The organism is Desulfogranum japonicum DSM 18378 (genome assembly GCF_000429945.1).
GTDB lineage: Bacteria > Desulfobacterota > Desulfobulbia > Desulfobulbales > Desulfobulbaceae > Desulfogranum > Desulfogranum japonicum.
Genome location: NZ_AUCV01000005.1, coordinates 138,800 through 157,395 on the forward strand (window position 1 = coordinate 138,800; position 18,596 = coordinate 157,395).

The 18,596-nt window shown below is 45.8% G+C and carries 18 protein-coding genes; 10 read left to right on the plus strand and 8 right to left on the minus strand.

What is annotated here, in order from left to right; all coding sequences use genetic code 11:
* Positions 1 to 3 precede the first annotated feature (3 nt).
* On the minus strand, positions 4 to 2,388 hold the full coding sequence (locus G493_RS0106220; RefSeq protein ID WP_028579684.1) for a ubiquitin-conjugating enzyme E2: 2,385 nt from the start codon (positions 2,386 to 2,388) through the stop codon (positions 4 to 6).
* A 212-nt stretch (positions 2,389 to 2,600) separates the two neighbouring features.
* Between G493_RS0106220 and G493_RS0106230 the strand changes: the two genes are divergently transcribed.
* Entirely contained in the window at positions 2,601 to 3,230 is a 630-nt protein-coding gene (locus G493_RS0106230; RefSeq protein WP_028579685.1) for a DUF4388 domain-containing protein, read from the plus strand.
* Between the two features lie 134 nt (positions 3,231 to 3,364).
* On the opposite strand, the gene G493_RS0106235 is transcribed toward G493_RS0106230, so the two are convergent.
* The 5 genes from G493_RS0106235 to larB form a co-directional block, all read right to left on the minus strand.
* Positions 3,365 to 4,027: an HAD family hydrolase gene (locus G493_RS0106235; protein ID WP_232363719.1), complete on the minus strand. Its 663-nt coding sequence runs from the start codon at positions 4,025 to 4,027 to the stop codon at positions 3,365 to 3,367.
* On the minus strand, positions 3,993 to 4,691 hold the full coding sequence (locus G493_RS28080) for an HD domain-containing protein (protein WP_051309060.1): 699 nt from the start codon (positions 4,689 to 4,691) through the stop codon (positions 3,993 to 3,995). Before G493_RS28080 ends, G493_RS0106235 begins: the two co-directional genes overlap by 35 nt.
* Positions 4,692 to 4,694: 3 nt before the next feature.
* The gene (locus tag G493_RS0106245) at positions 4,695 to 5,438 is read right to left on the minus strand and encodes a YkgJ family cysteine cluster protein (RefSeq protein ID WP_028579687.1); all 744 of its coding nucleotides are present in this window, start codon (positions 5,436 to 5,438) and stop codon (positions 4,695 to 4,697) included.
* A 4-nt stretch (positions 5,439 to 5,442) separates the two neighbouring features.
* Positions 5,443 to 8,004, minus strand: a complete 2,562-nt coding sequence (locus G493_RS0106250) for a protein translocase subunit SecDF (RefSeq protein ID WP_028579688.1) — start codon at positions 8,002 to 8,004, stop codon at positions 5,443 to 5,445.
* A gap of 206 nt (positions 8,005 to 8,210) precedes the next feature.
* A complete protein-coding gene (larB, locus tag G493_RS0106260) occupies positions 8,211 to 8,969 on the minus strand; it encodes a nickel pincer cofactor biosynthesis protein LarB (RefSeq protein WP_028579689.1) in 759 nt (252 codons plus the stop codon).
* A gap of 380 nt (positions 8,970 to 9,349) precedes the next feature.
* Between larB and G493_RS0106270 the strand changes: the two genes are divergently transcribed.
* Both G493_RS0106270 and G493_RS0106275 read left to right on the plus strand, forming a co-directional pair.
* Positions 9,350 to 10,357 carry a hypothetical protein gene (locus tag G493_RS0106270; RefSeq protein ID WP_028579691.1) on the plus strand — a complete coding sequence of 336 codons (1,008 nt, stop codon included), beginning with the start codon at positions 9,350 to 9,352 and terminating at the stop codon, positions 10,355 to 10,357.
* A gap of 2 nt (positions 10,358 to 10,359) precedes the next feature.
* On the plus strand, positions 10,360 to 10,962 hold the full coding sequence (locus G493_RS0106275; RefSeq protein WP_028579692.1) for an AAA family ATPase: 603 nt from the start codon (positions 10,360 to 10,362) through the stop codon (positions 10,960 to 10,962).
* 42 nt (positions 10,963 to 11,004) lie between these two features.
* Here the strand turns inward: G493_RS0106275 and G493_RS0106280 are convergent, their stop codons facing one another.
* Both G493_RS0106280 and trxA read right to left on the minus strand, forming a co-directional pair.
* Positions 11,005 to 11,826, minus strand: coding sequence for an outer membrane protein assembly factor BamD (locus tag G493_RS0106280; protein ID WP_028579693.1), 822 nt, complete (start codon positions 11,824 to 11,826; stop codon positions 11,005 to 11,007).
* A gap of 757 nt (positions 11,827 to 12,583) precedes the next feature.
* Entirely contained in the window at positions 12,584 to 12,913 is a 330-nt protein-coding gene (trxA, locus tag G493_RS0106290; RefSeq protein WP_028579694.1) for a thioredoxin, read from the minus strand.
* Positions 12,914 to 13,377: 464 nt separating this feature from the next.
* On the opposite strand from trxA, the gene hemL reads away from it, so the two are divergent.
* The 7 genes from hemL (at position 13,378) to rimO (ending at position 18,592) form a co-directional block, all read left to right on the plus strand.
* Positions 13,378 to 14,667 (plus strand): glutamate-1-semialdehyde 2,1-aminomutase, encoded by a 1,290-nt coding sequence (hemL, locus tag G493_RS0106300; RefSeq protein ID WP_028579695.1) that lies wholly within the window; start codon positions 13,378 to 13,380, stop codon positions 14,665 to 14,667.
* Between the two features lie 82 nt (positions 14,668 to 14,749).
* Positions 14,750 to 14,980 (plus strand): AtpZ/AtpI family protein, encoded by a 231-nt coding sequence (locus tag G493_RS0106305; RefSeq protein ID WP_028579696.1) that lies wholly within the window; start codon positions 14,750 to 14,752, stop codon positions 14,978 to 14,980.
* An 11-nt stretch (positions 14,981 to 14,991) separates the two neighbouring features.
* The gene (locus tag G493_RS0106310; protein WP_028579697.1) at positions 14,992 to 15,417 is read left to right on the plus strand and encodes an ATP synthase subunit I; all 426 of its coding nucleotides are present in this window, start codon (positions 14,992 to 14,994) and stop codon (positions 15,415 to 15,417) included.
* A 3-nt stretch (positions 15,418 to 15,420) separates the two neighbouring features.
* Complete coding sequence (gene atpB / locus G493_RS0106315; RefSeq protein WP_028579698.1) at positions 15,421 to 16,143, plus strand: F0F1 ATP synthase subunit A; 723 nt, start codon at positions 15,421 to 15,423, stop codon at positions 16,141 to 16,143.
* Positions 16,144 to 16,216: 73 nt separating this feature from the next.
* On the plus strand, positions 16,217 to 16,459 hold the full coding sequence (atpE, locus tag G493_RS0106320; protein ID WP_028579699.1) for an ATP synthase F0 subunit C: 243 nt from the start codon (positions 16,217 to 16,219) through the stop codon (positions 16,457 to 16,459).
* A gap of 67 nt (positions 16,460 to 16,526) precedes the next feature.
* Positions 16,527 to 17,255 carry a nucleoside phosphorylase gene (locus G493_RS0106325; RefSeq protein ID WP_028579700.1) on the plus strand — a complete coding sequence of 243 codons (729 nt, stop codon included), beginning with the start codon at positions 16,527 to 16,529 and terminating at the stop codon, positions 17,253 to 17,255.
* Positions 17,252 to 18,592, plus strand: coding sequence for a 30S ribosomal protein S12 methylthiotransferase RimO (gene rimO / locus G493_RS0106330; protein ID WP_028579701.1), 1,341 nt, complete (start codon positions 17,252 to 17,254; stop codon positions 18,590 to 18,592). Before G493_RS0106325 ends, rimO begins: the two co-directional genes overlap by 4 nt.
* Positions 18,593 to 18,596: the final 4 nt, after the last annotated feature.

Below are 18,596 nucleotides of genomic sequence, written 5' to 3' on the forward strand. Positions count from 1 at the left end.
TCTTTACCCATTATACACTGACCAGGTTTTGGTTTTTTCATCATACATGTAATTCAGTTCCAGGCGTGAGGAGCTTCCCTGACTACGCTCAATGCACGAAATGGAAAAAATATGCTTCTCACCACTTTTTCGTAAAAATGTAACTTTGGGAGAGTGTAGCTTGGACCCCTGGAATGTAGGATAGTTGGCGCGAAAAATCTCAACAAAGTTCTGTTTCAGATAGTCGATTTTTTTGTTGAGTTCAATTTCCTTTCTACGCGCTTCAATTTGCTCATTTACAGTGTCTGTAATGCTTTTGATGTCATCATCATATTGCAGGGGACTCGACCCGATAAGTCGCAGTATGTCCTTTGAATAGTTGATAACAGCATTCAGATCCTTTTGACTCTCAGCCAGTAACACTTTTTCCTGAAGTTGAGCAATTTTAACTTTGAGTAGTGTCTTTTGAATCTTACGAATGGAGTCGTCCAGCAATCCTTCAAAATTTGCTGATTCGGAAGCCAGCAAGTCGAGGGCTTTCTGGTATTGGGCTATTGTTTCAAACCAATCTTTTTCGTGGTAAGCTTCACGGGCAGCAGACAGGATTTTATAGAGTGTGGAGTTGACCAGTAAGCGATGAAGATCCTGTCGTTCTCGAGTGGAGACAATGCCTGGATTTTCGTTAATCATTTTTTGAGCTTGCTCAAGGGTATCAACTGTTTCCTGCCATTCTGACTGGGTGAAGGATTTTTTGGACTTATCGAGTTGAAGCCGAAAAGATGCTGCTGTTAATTTATGGGTGATTTCATTGGCCGTTTCTGGATCAGAAAGGCTTCGGGAGAGTTCCAATGCCTGCCGGTAGGTTTCGGCTGCCTGTTTCCAATCCTGTCCCATCTCAGCCTGTTCAGCGTGGGAAAGCGCGAGCTGCAACTCCAATGCTTTTATGATGCTTTCCAGTTCAGGGATTTTGTGGTTTATATCGTTTTTCTGCGCATACGCCAGTGCCTGTTGATAAAGAGTCAATGCACTACGGGGTTGGCTTTGTTCAACCAGGGCTTTGGCCTGCTCGACTAAAACCGTGAATTCGCGTAGAGAATTTGCAACGGAAACAGGCATATATTCGCCCTGGTAGAGAACATTTCCCATGAGCCCTTCTCGCATTTCCTTAGATTTCAGAAGGGTAACTATTTCATTCTCCAGTTTGGATTTACGAAATCTAAGGATGGATAGGCCTGAAAGCGCTTCCCGTGCAGACTCAAGAGTGGTTCTGGCATCATCAAACTGCATTTTATCAATGAGCAGCTGGCTCCTGAGAATGTTAGCCTGAGTACGGCTTACAATATTTTGGTCTTTAAAGTAAAGGCTGATTCCTCCAAGGCAGATTGCGAGGAGAAGGGCTGTTACCAGAATCAGTCTGAATGGAATTGCAAAATTCAGCTTTGGTAAGGATTTTTTTATCCGAATTTTAGGCAGTGGCGGAGGTGATATTTTTGTATCTTTGGAAGAGCTCTCCAAGGTATCCTGCGTACGCTCTTCACCGGAAGACGTGGTGATCGTAAAACTATACGCCTGCTCAACCCTTTCACGTAATTCGTCAACTCCAGGAGCATCAGTGGCTATTTCATATATATTTTCTACGACCTCCAATGCTTCATCAAATTTACCCACTTCTTCCAGTTGATCTACAAGTGAGTAGAGCTGGTCGACTTTTCGGATATTTTTACCAATAGACTGCTGCAGAGACTCACGATCAGGCATGTCTGCAGACGGAGAAAGCTCGGCAAGGCGTTTATTTGCAGTGTAAATCTGTTTTGATTCAACAAGCTCCCTGATATAGGCAATGTCAGCTTCGCTGTGTTCTTTCGCCGGTTGAAGAAATTCATCTGTTTCCAGACCAAGAGAGGCGAATGTGTCGTCGACCAGGGAATCAATATCCTGAAAGGACTCTTCTATATCTGCAATATTTAAGGTGTCCAGAGGAAGACTGGCCTGATGCGCAAGATACCAGTCAGCGGCTTCCTGATTAAAAGGATCTTCAAGATTGTATTCATTGCCGCTGATCATCTCCCCTATATATACGATAAGATCAGCCAAGGAAGGATTTTCCTGCCATTTATCCGCAATGCGGATGGCAGCAGGGTCGACATCGGGATGAAATATATTTGTAACCGGCTTAACAGTAGGCGCAAAGTGTGGATATCCAAAAGGAAGGCTGATACGTACCCTATGGGTGTGTTCAATGATTATACTGCTATCATGAGCTTTTACATACCCCTGCAATGCGTATTCAATCTCATAGTTGTCCGGTGGCTGTCCTTCGGTACGTATGATACTGATTTTGGGGTAGAGCTCGAGAGTGCTTTGGAGTTGTTCGTAATCGTCGGCTAGTTGTTGAGAACCCGATGCCATATATTGCCCTGTATGTGAAAAAGACTGCTATGAGTGTAATAGTAAAATTCAACCTTATCGTCACATATTGTATAGTATTTTTATCAGTGAAACAAGGCGCATTCCAGTGGTTGTGTAAAAATGACGACGGTTTGAAAAGCGAACTTTTCTTTGAGTGAATTCTAGATGTTGTGTACAATGACACTAAGTATAACCATGATCCTCAGGAATATATGGCTCCGTTTAGTCTAACTTTTCAGATAACAGAAGAGCGTCGTTGTCCTTTTTATAACCTTGAAGAGGGCATACAGCTCAATGATCAAAGCGTAAAACTCCCCCTGGGGAAACCCGTCTGCCTGATTTTAATCAGGGAACTAACAGGTTTACTGTTCTCTCTTTTACCGCTTGATACCAGCGAATTGGAACAGAAAAAAAAGGAGATATTCACCTGCGGGGGGTGCACCGGCCTGATTAAGTTCAAGATAACTGATAAAATTTTGTTTCCTACCGATTTTTCACCCGAAGCATCTGAGGGCGATGGAGCAGTTATAACAGGACAGGTAGATGCCATCCTTCCTGCCGAGTTACTGCAGGTTTTTCATATGCATCAGAAGACAGGACGCTTGATTATGGAAGTTACCGGAGGGGCTGCCAGAATTACTTTTCGAGAGGGGGGCCTTCTTGCGGCACGGTTTGAAGAGTTGGATAATCAGGAGGCCATTTATGCACTTTTGTCGGAAAAAAAAGGGACTTTTCGTTTTATTCCAGGACTACCTGATTCTCTTATGCAGGCCAGGGAGATCGGGGATTTTATGATGATTCTTATGGAAGGGCTGAAGCGTCTGGATGAAGATGAGCGATGAATAGGTGTTCTCGTTGAAGTCGATACCTACCTGAAGCCGTGACGATTAAACGCTTTTCTCCAGGCAGGTGTTTTTCTTATTTACATTGATTGCGAAAGAAGCACGTTATTTTGACGGATTCAGGACTTATTTGATTATTTGAGTGGAGGAAGTTCAAGGATATCCAGAAAATTGTTAACGTGGTATTTGGCATCCAGATCTTTATTTTTAAAAGCAATCAGATCCACGCCGGCACTTTTACAGTGTAGCTCATCCACAGTTGTATCTCCGATGTATAGAGTCTCTTCGGCGGTCACTTTTAATGTGTCAAAAATGGTGAGCAAGGCATCCGGTGCAGGTTTAGGATGTGGAACATCAGAGGCTGTGACAACCATGTCAAACCAGGGACGGAGTTCAAAGGTATCCAGCACCATATCCATGGTGTTTGTCCGGTTGGTTGATATGGCGGTATGATAGCTCTGCTTTATTTGCTTGAGAAAGTCTGGCAAATCAGGCTCCATTTGCATGTGTTTGAGAAATGGTGCATAATCAAGCTGCAATCTGTAATGATCGATCGCTTGTTTGTCTAACTGGTTATGATGACGAAATATGTAATCCACAGAGTCGGTCACATTATGTGCGTGAACATATTCCAGTTCTGCAGTATCCATGGGAGGGCAGTTAAAGTGAGCCAGCAGATGATTATAATAGACTCTGTTTGCTTCCAGTGAACTGAACATTACGCCATCACAGTCAAAAACAATAAGTTTAAGCATTTTCTCTTCATCCAAGTTGATTGATACGATGCTCAATTCCATAGATTTCACGATGAAGCTGGGCAAAGTAGGTTTCCATAAAGTGATGGCGCTCCGTGGCCAGTTTTTGACCAAGCACCGTAAGCATTTGTTCTTTCACTCGAGACATTTTTACTTGGAATTCGCGGTAGGCTGTATCTTCCGTAGAGTAGGCTTCACTCTCTTCGGGTGACATTTCCGGGTTATGTAATTTCGCACCCATCTGGCCTGCAAACAGGAAGGCTCTTCCTATTCCAATCGCACCTATTGAATCCAGTTTATCCGCATCAAACAGAATTTGGGCTTCCAATGTTGACGGGGGATCACCTTTCCGATACCTATGGCTGCGAATACAGTGGCAAACCTTCTCGATTTCTGTTTTGTGAAAATTCAAAGCAGGTAAAAGTTCACGAGCTATCTCTGCTCCTTTTTGCGCATGACAGATTCTGCCTTTGCTCAGGCTTTCTTCTTTTCTGCCTACGTCATGGAGTAAAGCTGCTGTTCCAAGGACAAGCAGGTCTGCTCCAAGTTGTTTGCCCATGGCCAGCGCAACTGTGAACACGCGTTCTGTGTGGTCAGGTCCGTGCGAGCCTCCTTCTGCGATACAATAGCTTTGACTGATAGCCCGAACCTGTGAAAGACGTGACTGCAGCGATTCAGGATCGCTGCAGTCGTTTAAAGCATCCATAGCTCAATCGAGTTCGTCGAAAAATTCCTGCTTCAGCCAGCGAATTCCAAGCAGGAGCAATTGTTCATCATCTCCTGCAAGGGCTTGTAGTTCAAGGGCGTTAAATGGTCGGCGCAAACTAATACGTCCATCAGCCATTTCCTGGCGAAAGGAGTCAAGATTGTATAGAGCCAGTATGTACTGGTCGAGTTGTTCTCTGGTAGGGCGGAATCCGTTTTTTATCCTGGGGTGTTGAACCAGACCCAGGAGGGCGTCGTTGAAGCGGTTGTATATATCCAAACCCTGATCTGTGGAGTAAGACGCTGGTGTGTATTGCTGCTGTTCAGCAAAACCTTGACAGTGCGGCTCCTTCAGGAGGACATAGCTTTCTTCATGGGAGCCGTCTTCCCGCTTGATTACCCCCCGGCCGACAGGGTATGCCCGGCAGCTTGACGGTCTATCAGGGTAAACACTGCATCCTTTGCCGCTGACAAATACGCAACTGGCTTTGCCGTCGTCAACCATGGTCAGGTAACAGACAGGAAAGAGTTGGCTTGGATCCCACTCGATAATAACATACTTTTCCAGAAAGCCTCCTGAGTGCATGTCCAGGTTGTTTTTCAGACGCAGTGCATCATAGGGCGTCAGCGCAAGATCCAGTTCCCTGCAACACTCGGTGAAGCAGGGAACATCAGGGTGGCAGTTGAAGGAAAATTTCTCTTCCGCCTCCATGGGTTTAAAAAAAGGTGGTAATTTTTCAGTATCCATTGCCTTATCGTGATTTGAGGGTAAGCAGCGGGCTGGCGATAAAAATGGAAGAGTAGGTTCCCACTATGATACCGATGAGTAAAGCTGCGGAAAAGTTGTGGATGGTCGTACCACCAAACAGAAAAAGAGAGAGCAGAACCAGTGCTGTGGTCAATGAGGTGACCACAGAACGGCCAAGTACCTGATTTATACTGGTATTGATGGTATCAAGTAAATTTCCTTCTTCTTCTTCCTTACTCATGTTTTCACGGATACGGTCGAAGACGACCACAGAGTCGTTAAGAGAGTATCCTGCCAGAGTCAGAAGTGCGGTAACGATCAACAGGGTAATTTCCATATTCGTCAGCCAGCATATTCCAAGTACCGCGAGAACATCATGTAAAGTGGCTGCGGCTGCAGCGAGGCCAAAGGAAAAATCAAACCGCAGGGCCAGGTAGCAAAGTACTCCGAAAAGCGAGATCGCAATGGCTTGAACAGCTTTATTACGGAGGACTTCGGAAATGGAAGAACCTATTTCTGATTGGCTCTCAAGTGTGAATGCATTATCGGGGAAATCTTTCACCAGGATATTTGTCAGTGCATCACCGAGGTGTCCCACATGCTCTTCCTGTTTTTTCATTTTTACAATCAGACGGTGTTCCCCTGTAACCTCCTGAAGGTCGATGTTGGGATAGCCGTTTTCTTTAAGAGAGTTACGGATATCGGCAAGGGCAAAAGGCAGCTCGGATTTGTATTGCAGTAAAGAACCTCCGGTAAAGTCGACACCGAGATTAGCATGACCTCTGAGAATCTGTACAAAAGCTATCGTGCCAAGAAGGACCAGGACCGTTGAAAAGGTGAACGCTATTTTACGGGCTTTCATAAAGTCGAAGGACGCATTTTTCACCAGATGCATAAAGTTCAGTTTTTTCATTCTGGCAGTGGCAAAGAGACTGTCGAAGATCAGACGGCTGCAGAAAAGAACTGCGAAAAGGTTAAAAATAATACCCAGGGAAAGGGTAACCGCAAAGCCTTTGATAGGACCGGTACCAAACAGGAACAGAGCCATGGCTGTGATAAGCGTCGTTACCTGTGAGTCGACAATACTCCAGAAAGCTTTGCTGAAACCGGCGTCAATGCCTGATTTGACGGATTTGCCAAGACTGAATTCTTCGCGCATACGTTCAAAGATCAGAACATTGGCATCCACAGCCATACCAATGGAGAGAATGATACCTGCTATACCAGGCAGGGTAAGGGTGGCACTGAGCATGGCCAGGCCAACAAAAAGAAAAAGGATATTCAGCGCTAAAGAAATGTTGGCAACAACACCGGACAGGCGGTAGTAGATCACCATGAAGCCAAGAACCATCAGCGCTCCATAGAGTCCGGAAAGCAAACCTTTTTTGATTGAGTCTGCACCAAGACTGGCGCCGACGGTCAGTTTCTGTAATGTTTTGACATCGGTCGGAAGAGCGCCGGCACGCAGGACGATGGAGAGGTCTGTGGCTTCTTCATGGGTGAATCGACCGGTGATCTGTGCGCTACCGCCATAAATGGCCTCATTGATTCTCGGTGCTGAACGGACGACATCATCCAGCACAATGGCCAGTCTGCGTCCTACATTCTTTTCTGTAACATCAGCGAATTTTTTGCCGCCCCTTCCTGTCAGGTCCAGGCTCACGTAAGGCTGGTTGAATGTACCGCCGACTCTGACCTGCGCGTCCTTGACCATTTCTCCCGTCATCAGGATCTGCTCTTCAAGCAGCATGGGGATGTTTGTCACCTGCTGGGTCTGGGGATCAATTTCCCGTTCAAAGTATATGGCTGTTCCTTTGGGCAGACGGCTCTGAAGGGCATGATTAAGTTTACTGAGGCTTTCTTTTGTATTCCACTGTTTGGCCTGAATAGCGTCGTTCACTATCTGGCCAAGGTTGAGCCCCTGGCTGTCCGCAACGAGTTTAAACGACAGCTGGGCGGTCTGACCGATGAGCTTTTCCGCCCGTTCAGGATCCTTTTCTCCCGGGAGCTGGACTACTATCTCGTTTTCGCCCTGGCGTACAATAACAGGTTCGCCAACACCAAACTGATCTACTCGATTTCGTATGATTTCCAGAGATTGGCTGACGGCATTCTTTTTAATATGACTGATCTGCTCATCTGTGAGTTTCAGGGTAACCCTTGGAAAGGTGCCGGGCTCTGCCTGAATTTCAGAGGACAGGTTAGGGAAATCCGAGTCCAGTACCTGTTTCACAGTCTCCACAGCACTGGTACTGGGTAGGGTAAATATAACCCTGTCCTTGTGGTCTGATTTCAGCTGGACAGCGGTGATTTTTTTCTCTGCGAGTCCTTCTTTAAGATCCTGTGCTGCCAGATTCAATGAATTTTCAACCGCTTTTTCCAGATCTACCTGCAGCACCAGATGAAGGCCGCCCTGAAGATCAAGACCGAGCTTTAACCCTTGGGGGGCAAGGTAGGTTTTCCACCAGCTGGGAGCTTCCTTGTCAAAGGAAGGAACAAGTGTGACAACCGAAAACAGGACCAGCATAACAAGCATGCCTATTTTCAATTTTAAAGTAGTATTCATTGGAAATAGCCTTGGTTACTCTTTAATAGATATTTTAAATAGGTAATTGGATAAGCGATAAACTCGTCGATTATACGACGATACTTAGTATCATGCAATGGGCAGAGTGTATTTTTCCGGAAAAAGGCAGCCGGTATAGATAGCTGCATACAGATAACTCTGCAGCAGGAGGAGCGATACCATCAACTGCCAATGATGTTTACCGTTCATGAACGTATACGGTTGATGGCTGCAGCCATGCATGCCGCACCAAAACCGTTATCAATATTGACCACAGCAAGTCCTGGCGAGCAGCTGTTTAGCATACCGAGCAGGGCAGAAAATCCTCCGGCTCCAGTTCCATACCCAACGCTTGTCGGAACACCGATTACTGGCGCATCGGTAAGGCCGGCAACCACCGATGGCAGTGCTCCCTCCATACCAGCAATGACAATGATTGCGGCTGCCTGTTGCAAGGTTTTGGTTTGGCCAAGTATTCGGTGAATCCCTGCAACGCCTGAATCGTAAATCTGTTTTGTCGGATGTCCGAAAAGTTCCAGAGTGAGACGGGCTTCTTCTGCTATGGGAAGGTCCGAGGAACCGGCGGTTACCAGTACAATCTCTCCCTGGACTTCAATTGTCGGCGCATATTCCTGGTTCCCGATGAGCAAGCGTGCTATAGGGTCATAGTGGAGATAAGGGAGCGCTTTGCAGATTTTTTCTGCCTTATCATTATCAACTCTGGTGGCAAGTATAACACTGCGTCTAGCGTGCATACGTTCTATGATTGCCTGAATTTGGTCAGCCGTTTTGGATTGACCGAAAATAATTTCGGGAATTCCTGTGCGCAGGCACCTGTGATGGTCCAGCTGTGCTTCCGTAAATGATTCCACGGGCAGTCGACGAAGCTGGTCAACGACTTCCCCCTGGCTGATTTGACCTGCGCAGAGTCGAGTGAGCAGGTCATTGAGTTGATCGTGATTCATCTGGCTGGTAACGGCTTTGTTTGTAGAAAAAGAGGAGGTGCTGTAACTTGTTTCTCTTTATATATGCTCATCACTCAACCAGATCCGAAATATGAAAATAGCTTGGTTGAATGTGCATGTACCGTAAGTATATTTTTTGAAATATCCACCTATAAATTTACAGAAAGGCTGCTTGCTGTTTTTCTCCTAATGGATGGTGAACATCGCCGCTACTCTGAAGAAAAACCCGGACAACGGGAATGCTTTTCCAGCAGGAGTAACATCGTCCTGTTCATATGGGGTTGAAAGTATGTTATACAAATTCAGAATGTTATTTTTTTGCAGGCAAACCATCTGTGTTCAGGTCACTGACTGCTATATATCGCATTAAAAGGAGATACATGAATACATTGCCGGAGTTTATCGCATCATTGTCAAGGCCGGAGTCTTACCCGCATCCTGTTGAACATGTCCAGCTGATTCAAACGCATATCAGTTATGTGCTTGTCGCAGGCGATTTTGTATACAAATTTAAGAAGCCTGTTGATTTTGGTTTTTTGGATTTTTCCACTCTGGAGAAACGAAAAGCCTGCTGTGAGAGGGAACTGCTCCTTAACAAACGGTTATGTCCCGACATCTATCTGAATCTGGTTGGTGTGCAAAAGCAGGCAACAACGTATTCATTGATCGAGGGCGACAGTGATATCGAGTATGGGATACAGATGCGTCGTATGCCCGAAAATATGATGATGGGAAACGTGATTGCGCGAAAAGAACTTGATCGCACCCATATAGACAGGATTGTCGAAGTACTGGCTCCATTTTACAGAGGCGCCGAGAGCAATGAAGAGATCGACTCATTTGGCACTGCCCAGAGCGTAGGGGTTAACGTCTTGGAGAATTTTGACCAGACTGCCTCCTTTGTTGACCAGGGTGCTCTGGATGGCAAGCAATTTCAGGATATCAAGGCGTATGCACAAGCCGTATTACTGGATGAAAAGCTATTTGAAGATCGTATCAAGGCTGGCCGTATCCGTGACTGCCATGGAGATTTGTATTCAGCCAATATCTGCCTTGCTGATAAGGTATACATTTACGATTGCATAGAGTTCAATGACCGTTTCCGTTACAATGATGTAACCTGTGACATCGCGTTTCTGGCCATGGATCTCGACTATCATGGACTTGAGGATCTCTCCAATTACTGTATAGACAGATTTGTTGCACATACCGAAGATCCGGGGGTATATGACCTGCTGGATTTTTATAAGTGTTACCGGGCGTATGTTCGTGGGAAGATAGGGTTGTTTACTGCTGCTGATCCGCAGGTTACTGAAGAAGTTCGCCAGTCATCCCTTGAAAGTGCTTCCCGATACTTTGACTTGGCACATCGCTACACTAAAAAGTAAGTATGGCTTCGCAATTACTTCATTTTGAGGGAGAAAGGATCCTGCTGGTGTTCATGGGGTTGACAGCAGGGGGAAAATCAACCCTCGCACAGCAATATGCCATGCAAACTGGCGGCATCCATATCAATACAGATACGGAACGTAAAAAGCTGGCAGGCCTGAGTCCTACCCAGAAACGACCTGACGGTGTTGAACAGGGAATTTATTCACCCGAGTTGACAGCAACAACATATGAACATCTTCTGGACCTGGCTGAGGAAGCATTTGCTCGTGGGGAACACCTGGTGTTACTTGATGGATCTTATTCCAGGCATACCTATCGAGAGGCAGTGCGTGGCAGAGCTGAAGAAATGGGAGCCAGACTGCTCTTTATCTTTTGTTTCTGCTCTGAACAGGAAACCAGAAAACGGTTGGACTTTCGTTCCCGCGATGTCAGTGCTGTTTCCGATGGAAGATGGGAAATTTATCTGTATCAAAAAAAGAGCTTCGAATTTCCGGATAAGGAAAAAGATTGCCTTTTCTTTGATACTACTGGAGATCCAGCCACGTTGACGAAAAAATTGGCCTCGGGGATACTGAAGGAACTGCAGGCCGGCACTCTGTGATTTTACTGTGTGTCGGCCTGGTTAGGGGTGAGGCAAAAGAGGTTAAAGATCCCTGCTTTTTTCAGAAACCGGATTGTCCGTATCCTCAGCCTCACCACTCGATATCCACTGTGGCATTGTCAGACTCGGAAGCCATTTTTGAATTCCCCAACGGGGAGGATTATTTTCTTCAAGCCTTTTGAGAAGAGCAGATGCTTTAGGTGCGATGGTTGAATTGGGGTACATGGCTAAAATATATTTAAGTCGGTGTTGTGCCTGTTCGTATTCCTTGGTACGCACATAAAAAACAGCAACAAAATATTCATGGTTAACAAGGAAATTTTTGGCAGCGGCAATTCTGGCTCTTGCTTCCTTGGTGTATGGTGAATCTGGGAACGAGCGGAGCAGACGAGAAAACGATTTTATAGCATCCTGTGCACCTGTAACATCTCGGTCAATACGGTCCGTTCGTTGGAAATCGCACATGCCGATCTGGAAAATCACATAGGGGACTGCCTCGTTGGTAGGGTGACGCTCTTCAAATTGCTGATATAGAAGTTTTGCCTCCAGGTAGGAATGATTGTAGTAGTGTGCATCAGCAGATTTGAGTTCTGCGAGCATCGCCTGCTGGCTGAAAGGATGTTCATCGAGAATCTTTTCAAAAGCCCGTATTGCAGTGCTGTAGTCGCCCACGCTGTATGCGTCCATGCCCTGGGTGATCAGAGCTTCGGGGGTGTCTCCGACTATTTCCTGTTCTTCACCAATGGTGACTTTATCGAACATGCCCTGAAAAACAGAACAGCTGGAGAGAAGCCCAGCGCATAGGAGGGCAAGGGTAAAGGTGGTGATGGCCTGTGTTATGTTTTTTCGGTCAGGATGATGCATGGGATCTCCTTCTCTTGAGTACACTATGGTTGAGCAGCTGCCACGTGAGTGTTTTTTTGTCAGGTGAGCCGCATTTCTGCAGTATTAGCCCTGATTCTTTACCAGTATTTGCGGTCGGGAAAAACTAAAAAAAGACAGAAAGTATGTGTTACGGCCGAATCAAGCATAAAATAGCAGGGAGTTTTTCACATGGGCTCACTGTGTATAACGGAATAAACCCTCTGGCTATGCTCATCAAAAAATGGGTCTCTTTTCATAATCCTTATTCACGAAGGTGGTTTTGGGCCTGTTCTCCACACATTATTTTGCGAGGCTGAAGGAACAGAACGTGAGTTGAAAGACCAGCAAGAATAGATACGTTGTTTTTTGCGCCCTCAGGTATCCTCCTGTTCGCACTGAAAGGCTTTTTTCTGATTTCAGGAGTCTTGCGCATATGGGAATGTCACTAGCCGTGGGAAGGAGGCGGGGAAGTAGAGCGAAAAAGGGACTGTTACTCCCTCTCTGGTAGAGTGTGGCTCGGATCTCAAAATGTTTGATGGTTGGGTTCCCCGACCATAAAGCCCCCTAATACGGTCACTATGGTCGGGAATAGTTTGCAGATCTCCTCAATTGACTGTGGAAAGGCAGCCCTGGCGAGGAGAAGAATTTGCCATGAGGGTATCAAAAAATACCCTGAATAATACATGAAAAGCATCAATCAGCATATCGAGGGAATACTTGCCTCTCCAGATACGCTCAAACACGTTACAACTGGCAATTAAAGGGCTTTATTCATGAGATCCTGGAGTTGGGTTTTACCAACCGCACCTGTGATCTGATCTACAACTTCGCCGCCTTTGAACAGGATAAGGGTAGGGATGGCACGAATACCGAATTTGCCAGGTGTGGCAGGGTTATCGTCCACATTCATCTTGGCAATACTTACTTTGCCATCAAATTCTTCTGCAAGCTCATCGATTACAGGCCCGATAGCTTTACATGGCCCACACCATGGAGCCCAGAAGTCTACCAGGCAGGGAAGATCATTCTCCAGAATTTTTGAATCAAATTCGCTATCTGAGACATGTAATACCTTATCACTTGCCATCTTGAGTTCTCCTTGTTATTCCCCGTTGGGACGTTAATGGTGAAAAAATGAACCTTTCCCAACAGTTATAGAGGGTTAGCTAATTAAGTAGTCATTCTACCTTGCGTGTGTCTCGGTGACAAGAGAAAATTGCCATCTTTGGCTTCATGTCAAGGGATATGGTCTGTTTTGTTGGTTTTTGCTTTTGACAGAGTTGAAGACAGGCTGTTATACTGGGAAATTGAGCTTGAGTTCATTTGGCTGGGTGAACTCAACATATGGTATTGTGATCAGGATCCTTTCAGGGAAATCACGCCTATTTTTGCCCATACATATCCGCGGTCATGTTTTATGAGATTCGTATCCCTGTGCTCACCTGTGCCATGCACATTTTCCTGAAGGCACGAGGGCACAGGGCTGATGCGGAATAATAACAGCCGGAATTTTCAGCTAACTCTTTTTTATAGCCATAAAAGGTGAAAGTCATGCATACAACTCAATCCAAAACTCTGTTTGAGCAAGCCCAGAAAACTATTCCAGGAGGGGTGAATTCACCGGTTCGTGCCTGTCGGTCTGTGGGCTGTGACCCGTTATTTGTCCAGCAGGCCAGCGGCTGCGAGATCGTCGATGTCGACGGTAACAGGTTCATTGATTTTGTATGTTCCTGGGGGCCGATGATTGCCGGACATGCCCATCCAAATGTGGTGGAAGCTATACAGAGGACTGCAGCTAACGGTGCCAGTTTTGGTGCTCCATGCGCTTTGGAGGTTGAGTTGGCCGAGCTTGTCTGCGACAGTATCCCTTCAATGGATAAGGTCAGATTTGTGAATTCAGGAACAGAAGCTACCATGAGTGCTGTGCGCCTGGCCAGGGGATATACCGGCAAAAGCGTTGTTGTTAAATTTGATGGTTGTTACCATGGACACTCTGATTCTTTCCTTGTAAAGGCCGGTTCAGGCCTGATTACTCTTGGTATTCCTGGAAGCCCAGGTGTGCCCGAAGATATTGTGAAAAATACCCTTTCCATACCCTACAATGACACCGTAATTCTTGAAAAGACCCTTCGGGATCCGGAACTGGATATCGCCTGTGTCATCGTTGAGCCTGTTGCCGGTAATATGGGGGTGGTAGTTCCCGATGAAGGATTTCACACAACATTGCGTGCCCTGACTCAAGAACTTGGCATTGTCCTGATTTTTGATGAGGTTATCACCGGGTTCCGTCTTGGACTTGGCGGCGCACAGGAACGATTCGGAATTACTCCTGACTTGACTTGCCTCGGTAAAATCATTGGCGGAGGACTCCCTGTAGGCGCATATGGCGGAAAAAAAGAGATTATGGACCAGGTTGCACCGGATGGACCTGTGTATCAGGCCGGAACGTTATCCGGAAATCCTCTGGCAATGGCAGCAGGCCTGGCAACGCTTAAACTGGTCAGACAGGAGGGCTTTTATGAGAAACTTGAAGAAAAAAGTGATTGGTTTGCTCAACGGTTGGCTGATATCGCTTCTGGAATTTCGTTGCCAACCACACTCAATCGCATTGGTTCCATGATGACCTGTTTTTTTGCACAAGGACCAATCAGGGACTATGAATCAGCCATGAAGGCTGACACCGAACTGTATGCACAACATTACAGAAATATGCTCACAGGAGGGGTCTGGCTTGCTCCTTCGCAGTTCGAAGCTGCCTTCATTGCTGCTTCCCACCAGGAAGAACATCTGGAAAAAGCTTTGGCTGTGACTGAATCATCATTCAAAAAATTGATGAATTAGATAAAAAAATATTGCGTTTGATCAATTCGCATGATACCTGTAGCCTCAATTAAAAAACCTCACTGGGTCTTGGAGGGAATACATGTCTGACGAAAGACGTGAGATGTTCAGACAACTTGCAGAATATAGCCAAGTTGGTATGACTTTTGTCTTTTCAATCCTAGTTGGTTTTGGTATTGGATGGTTTCTGGATAACAAGGTTTTTCACGGAAAAATCACTCCTTACCTGACTTTCATATTTTTAGGGGTAGGCATTGTTGCAGGGTTTAGAACCCTGTGGGAATTAACCCGGAAAATCTCAGACGGAAAGTAGAACGGTTCGTAGTGAAAGAAGACCAGACCCTTATACAGGCAGTTATTTTAACCAGTTGGCTTATAGTCATTGTTTTTATTTTGGCTGGCTGGTATGTGCAGGGAGAGCAATTTGCACTCTCCACCCTGATCGGTGGCATTCTGGTTAATGGAAGCTTTCTGCTGTTGAAAAAGGATATTGAGCAGTTACTCAACAAAGTGAGTATGGCCGGTATCAGCCCTGATTCAGTATCAAGGGCTGAAAAAATTCGTTTTTTCATCAAGTTTCATGCTCGCCTTGTTGTTTTTGGTTTATTATTGATTGCGCTGGTTGCAAAATGCCCCGTCAATCTCGTCGGATTGGCATTGGGGATGGCAACAGTGGTCTTGAGCGTAGTCGTTGTTGTGTTAAGCAAGGGGAAAAAACTCTATTCCAAGTTACGTTTGAGGAGCGTGTAGGTTATGGAACATCCGATATTATTTATTTCAATCATACTAGAAAAGCTGGGGCTACCGGTGCCGCATACTGTTACCGGCAGCAACCTGATTGAACAGCTTTGCACGCCATACATGACGTATACCTGGTTGGTTATGGCTTTCCTGATCATTATCCCTAAGTTGACCATGTCCAAATTGGAGATGGTACCTGGAAGCGGACAGAACTTCTGGGAAGTTATGATTGGTGGACTCATGGATTTTTTCACTGAAAATCTTGGTGAGTCCGGAGCCAAAATGCTCTTTCCGATGATGGCCACCTTCTTTTTCTATATCGTGTTGGCCAATATGATTGGACTGATTCCAGGTTTTATGTCTCCCACCTCCAACCTGAATATTACCCTCGGGATGACTATCATTGTGTGGTTTACTCATCATTTTCTGGGCTTTAAGCATCATGGGTTGCATTACTACAAACATTTTATGGGACCCAGTAAAGCCATGGCACCGTTTATGTTCGTGCTTGAAATCATCAGTAACTTGGCACGTCTGATTTCACTGTCCATGCGTCTTTTCGGAAATATCTTTGCAAAAGAGGTGCTGCTGGCAGTCCTCTTCATGCTGGCAGGCGCTTACTTCGCGCCTCTGCCTATCCTCTGCCTTGGTGTTCTGGTAAGTATTATCCAGGCGGTTGTTTTTGTATTACTTGCAGTTCTTTACTGCGCCGGTGCCATGGAAGAGGCACACTGATAACGTTATTACAGTTTCTGTTCAACAGAGAAGAAGGCCAATATATACTTAATTATTACGGAGGATTTGTACAATGGAAATCGGAACCGCTTTAGTTTGTGTAGGTGCAGCTTTGAGTATCGGACTTGCTGGTCTTGGTGCTGGTATTGGTATGGGTAATGGTCTGCGTGGCGCTTGTGATGGTGTTGCACGTAACCCAGAAGCTAAAGGACCAATCACAACCACCATGATTCTTGGTATGGCTCTTTGTGAGTCCATCGCCATTTACGGTCTGGTTATCGCATTCATCATGCTGTACGCCAACCCACTGAAGTAGTCTAAAAAGGGTACACCTTTTGTTTTATAAGCTGCGGCTTTTTGAGCCGCAGCTTTTTTTTTATTCCATGAACGATTGTCTGATTTATCCTACGAAATCGAAGTCCGATCCAATTCTGCCAGGCACAGGCATTTTAGCTGTAAACCCTACAGATGCGGCTACATTGCCTTCCCTTGCCAAAATATACAATTTGTCCAAATCTTTCCTGTTCCATTCATCCCTTTTCACAGATGAACATTTTTTCATTGCCGGCCCAGCTGTTGGCGCCCCCATGGCAGTGATGACCGCAGAAAAATTAATAGCACTGGGCGCAAAACGAATTATCTTGTATGGGTGGTGCGGCTCTTTGTCCCCAAGGATTCCTGCCGGAACCCTTTGTATTCCCACCGGAGCTATTTCAGAAGAAGGTACCAGCGCTCATTATATAGGGGATGCGTCATATCTCGCAGATAGAAATCTATCTGCAACTTTAATGGATATGGCTGTGAGTAGTATGCCCATATTTGTACAGCATGCCAATGCCTGGACCACTGATGCTCCATATAGGGAAACCAAGGAAAAGGTCCTCCGCTATAATGAGCAGGGAATTGGAGTTGTTGACATGGAAACCTCGGCCCTGTTCGCGCTGGCTGTCTATCGCAATATTGATTGTGCAGCTGTGCTCTATGTGTCTGATGAGTTATTTCATGAAACCTGGGTGCCCAAATTTACCCACAAGCAGTTTCGCAAAACAAGCCGTTCGATACTAGAGCAACTTTGCTCCTATCTTTCCAAAACATCTGGAGTATGTGGATGAGGTCTTTACATTTTATCAGCCTTGGCTGTCCCAAAAATCTGGTTGATGCGGAAGTCATGTTGGCTGACCTGGAAAAACACGGATACGGAATAGAAGAAAATCCTGCAAATGCCGAAATTCTTCTGGTGAATACCTGCGGATTTATACAATCAGCGGTTGAAGAAGCTGTTGATGAAATTCTGGCTATGGCAGCCTTTAAGGAAGCACGTCAGGAAGTATTGCTGATAGTCTGTGGCTGTATGGTTCAGCGGTATGGTGATAAACTTCGAGAGGCACTGCCGGAAGTTGATCTTTTTCTGGCCATAGATGATTTTCCACACATAGGGTCAATACTGAATCAGTATATTGCAGGCACACAGAGAGAGTTGGTTGTTCGTTCTTCTACCTATATCATGGACGCAACAGTTCCCAGAAAATTATCTACCCCTCATCACCGTTCATATTTGAAAATCACCGAGGGATGCGATAATCACTGTTCCTATTGTATGATCCCTTCTATTCGCGGAGATTTACGAAGTCGTTCAATCTCTGATCTTGTTACAGAGGCTCAACATCTGGAAGAAATGGGCGTGCAGGAGTTAACCCTGATAGCTCAGGATCTTACAGCTTATGGTAGTGATCGAAAGGATGGTGCTACTCTTGTAAAACTTCTGGAGTCATTGCTGGTCAACTCCACTATCCCATGGTTTCGGTTACTTTACCTGTATCCCACCGGTGTAAGTGATGAACTGCTCCAGTTGATGGCTAGGCAGTCGCGTATTGTTCCTTACCTTGATATTCCCTTTCAGCATGTCAGCGATTCCGTTCTCCATGCCATGAACCGTCCCTATGGTACTCAACTGTTGGATGAACTGGTTACTCGCATACGGGAAACAGTGCCTGATTGTGCGCTCCGTACCACATTGATGGTCGGCTTTCCTGGAGAAACAGAAGAAGATGTAGAGTTGATGATTGCCATGCTCAAGAAATGGCAACTCGATCATGTCGGTACCTTTTGTTTTCAGGCAGAAGAAGGGACTCCTGCAGCCGATTATGAACCCATTGTCCCGGAAGAAGTGCAACAGCAACGCTATGATTTGGTCATGGAGACACAACGAAGCATCTCGCAGACCCACCTACAGAAATATGTAGGACGGGTTGAACCCGTCCTAATAGAAGGACTAAGTCGGGAAAGTGACCTGCTACTGGAGGGGCGAACGCGTTTTCAGGCCCCTGAGATTGACGGCACGGTCTTAATTACCAGCGGTCAGGTAGCCCAGGGGGAAATTGTACCTGTGCGTATCACCGATGCCCACACCTATGATCTGGTCGGGGAAGTCGTGGACGATGCGACATGAGTCT

What these genes read in the sequence shown, in the direction of transcription:
- G493_RS0106230 (WP_028579685.1), top strand. Translation starts at nt 2,601, where the DNA reads ATGGCTCCGTTTAGTCTAACTTTTCAGATAACAGAAGAGCGTCGTTGT.
- trxA (WP_028579694.1), bottom strand. Translation starts at nt 12,913, where the DNA reads ATGGCAAGTGATAAGGTATTACATGTCTCAGATAGCGAATTTGATTCA.
- G493_RS0106245 (WP_028579687.1), bottom strand. Translation starts at nt 5,438, where the DNA reads ATGGATACTGAAAAATTACCACCTTTTTTTAAACCCATGGAGGCGGAA.
- G493_RS28080 (WP_051309060.1), bottom strand. Translation starts at nt 4,691, where the DNA reads ATGGATGCTTTAAACGACTGCAGCGATCCTGAATCGCTGCAGTCACGT.
- G493_RS0106325 (WP_028579700.1), top strand. Translation starts at nt 16,527, where the DNA reads ATGAACGATTGTCTGATTTATCCTACGAAATCGAAGTCCGATCCAATT.
- larB (WP_028579689.1), bottom strand. Translation starts at nt 8,969, where the DNA reads ATGAATCACGATCAACTCAATGACCTGCTCACTCGACTCTGCGCAGGT.
- hemL (WP_028579695.1), top strand. Translation starts at nt 13,378, where the DNA reads ATGCATACAACTCAATCCAAAACTCTGTTTGAGCAAGCCCAGAAAACT.
- atpB (WP_028579698.1), top strand. Translation starts at nt 15,421, where the DNA reads ATGGAACATCCGATATTATTTATTTCAATCATACTAGAAAAGCTGGGG.
- G493_RS0106235 (WP_232363719.1), bottom strand. Translation starts at nt 4,027, where the DNA reads ATGGAATTGAGCATCGTATCAATCAACTTGGATGAAGAGAAAATGCTT.
- rimO (WP_028579701.1), top strand. Translation starts at nt 17,252, where the DNA reads ATGAGGTCTTTACATTTTATCAGCCTTGGCTGTCCCAAAAATCTGGTT.
- G493_RS0106275 (WP_028579692.1), top strand. Translation starts at nt 10,360, where the DNA reads ATGGCTTCGCAATTACTTCATTTTGAGGGAGAAAGGATCCTGCTGGTG.
- G493_RS0106305 (WP_028579696.1), top strand. Translation starts at nt 14,750, where the DNA reads ATGTCTGACGAAAGACGTGAGATGTTCAGACAACTTGCAGAATATAGC.
- G493_RS0106250 (WP_028579688.1), bottom strand. Translation starts at nt 8,004, where the DNA reads ATGAATACTACTTTAAAATTGAAAATAGGCATGCTTGTTATGCTGGTC.
- G493_RS0106280 (WP_028579693.1), bottom strand. Translation starts at nt 11,826, where the DNA reads ATGCATCATCCTGACCGAAAAAACATAACACAGGCCATCACCACCTTT.
- G493_RS0106270 (WP_028579691.1), top strand. Translation starts at nt 9,350, where the DNA reads ATGAATACATTGCCGGAGTTTATCGCATCATTGTCAAGGCCGGAGTCT.
- G493_RS0106220 (WP_028579684.1), bottom strand. Translation starts at nt 2,388, where the DNA reads ATGGCATCGGGTTCTCAACAACTAGCCGACGATTACGAACAACTCCAA.
- atpE (WP_028579699.1), top strand. Translation starts at nt 16,217, where the DNA reads ATGGAAATCGGAACCGCTTTAGTTTGTGTAGGTGCAGCTTTGAGTATC.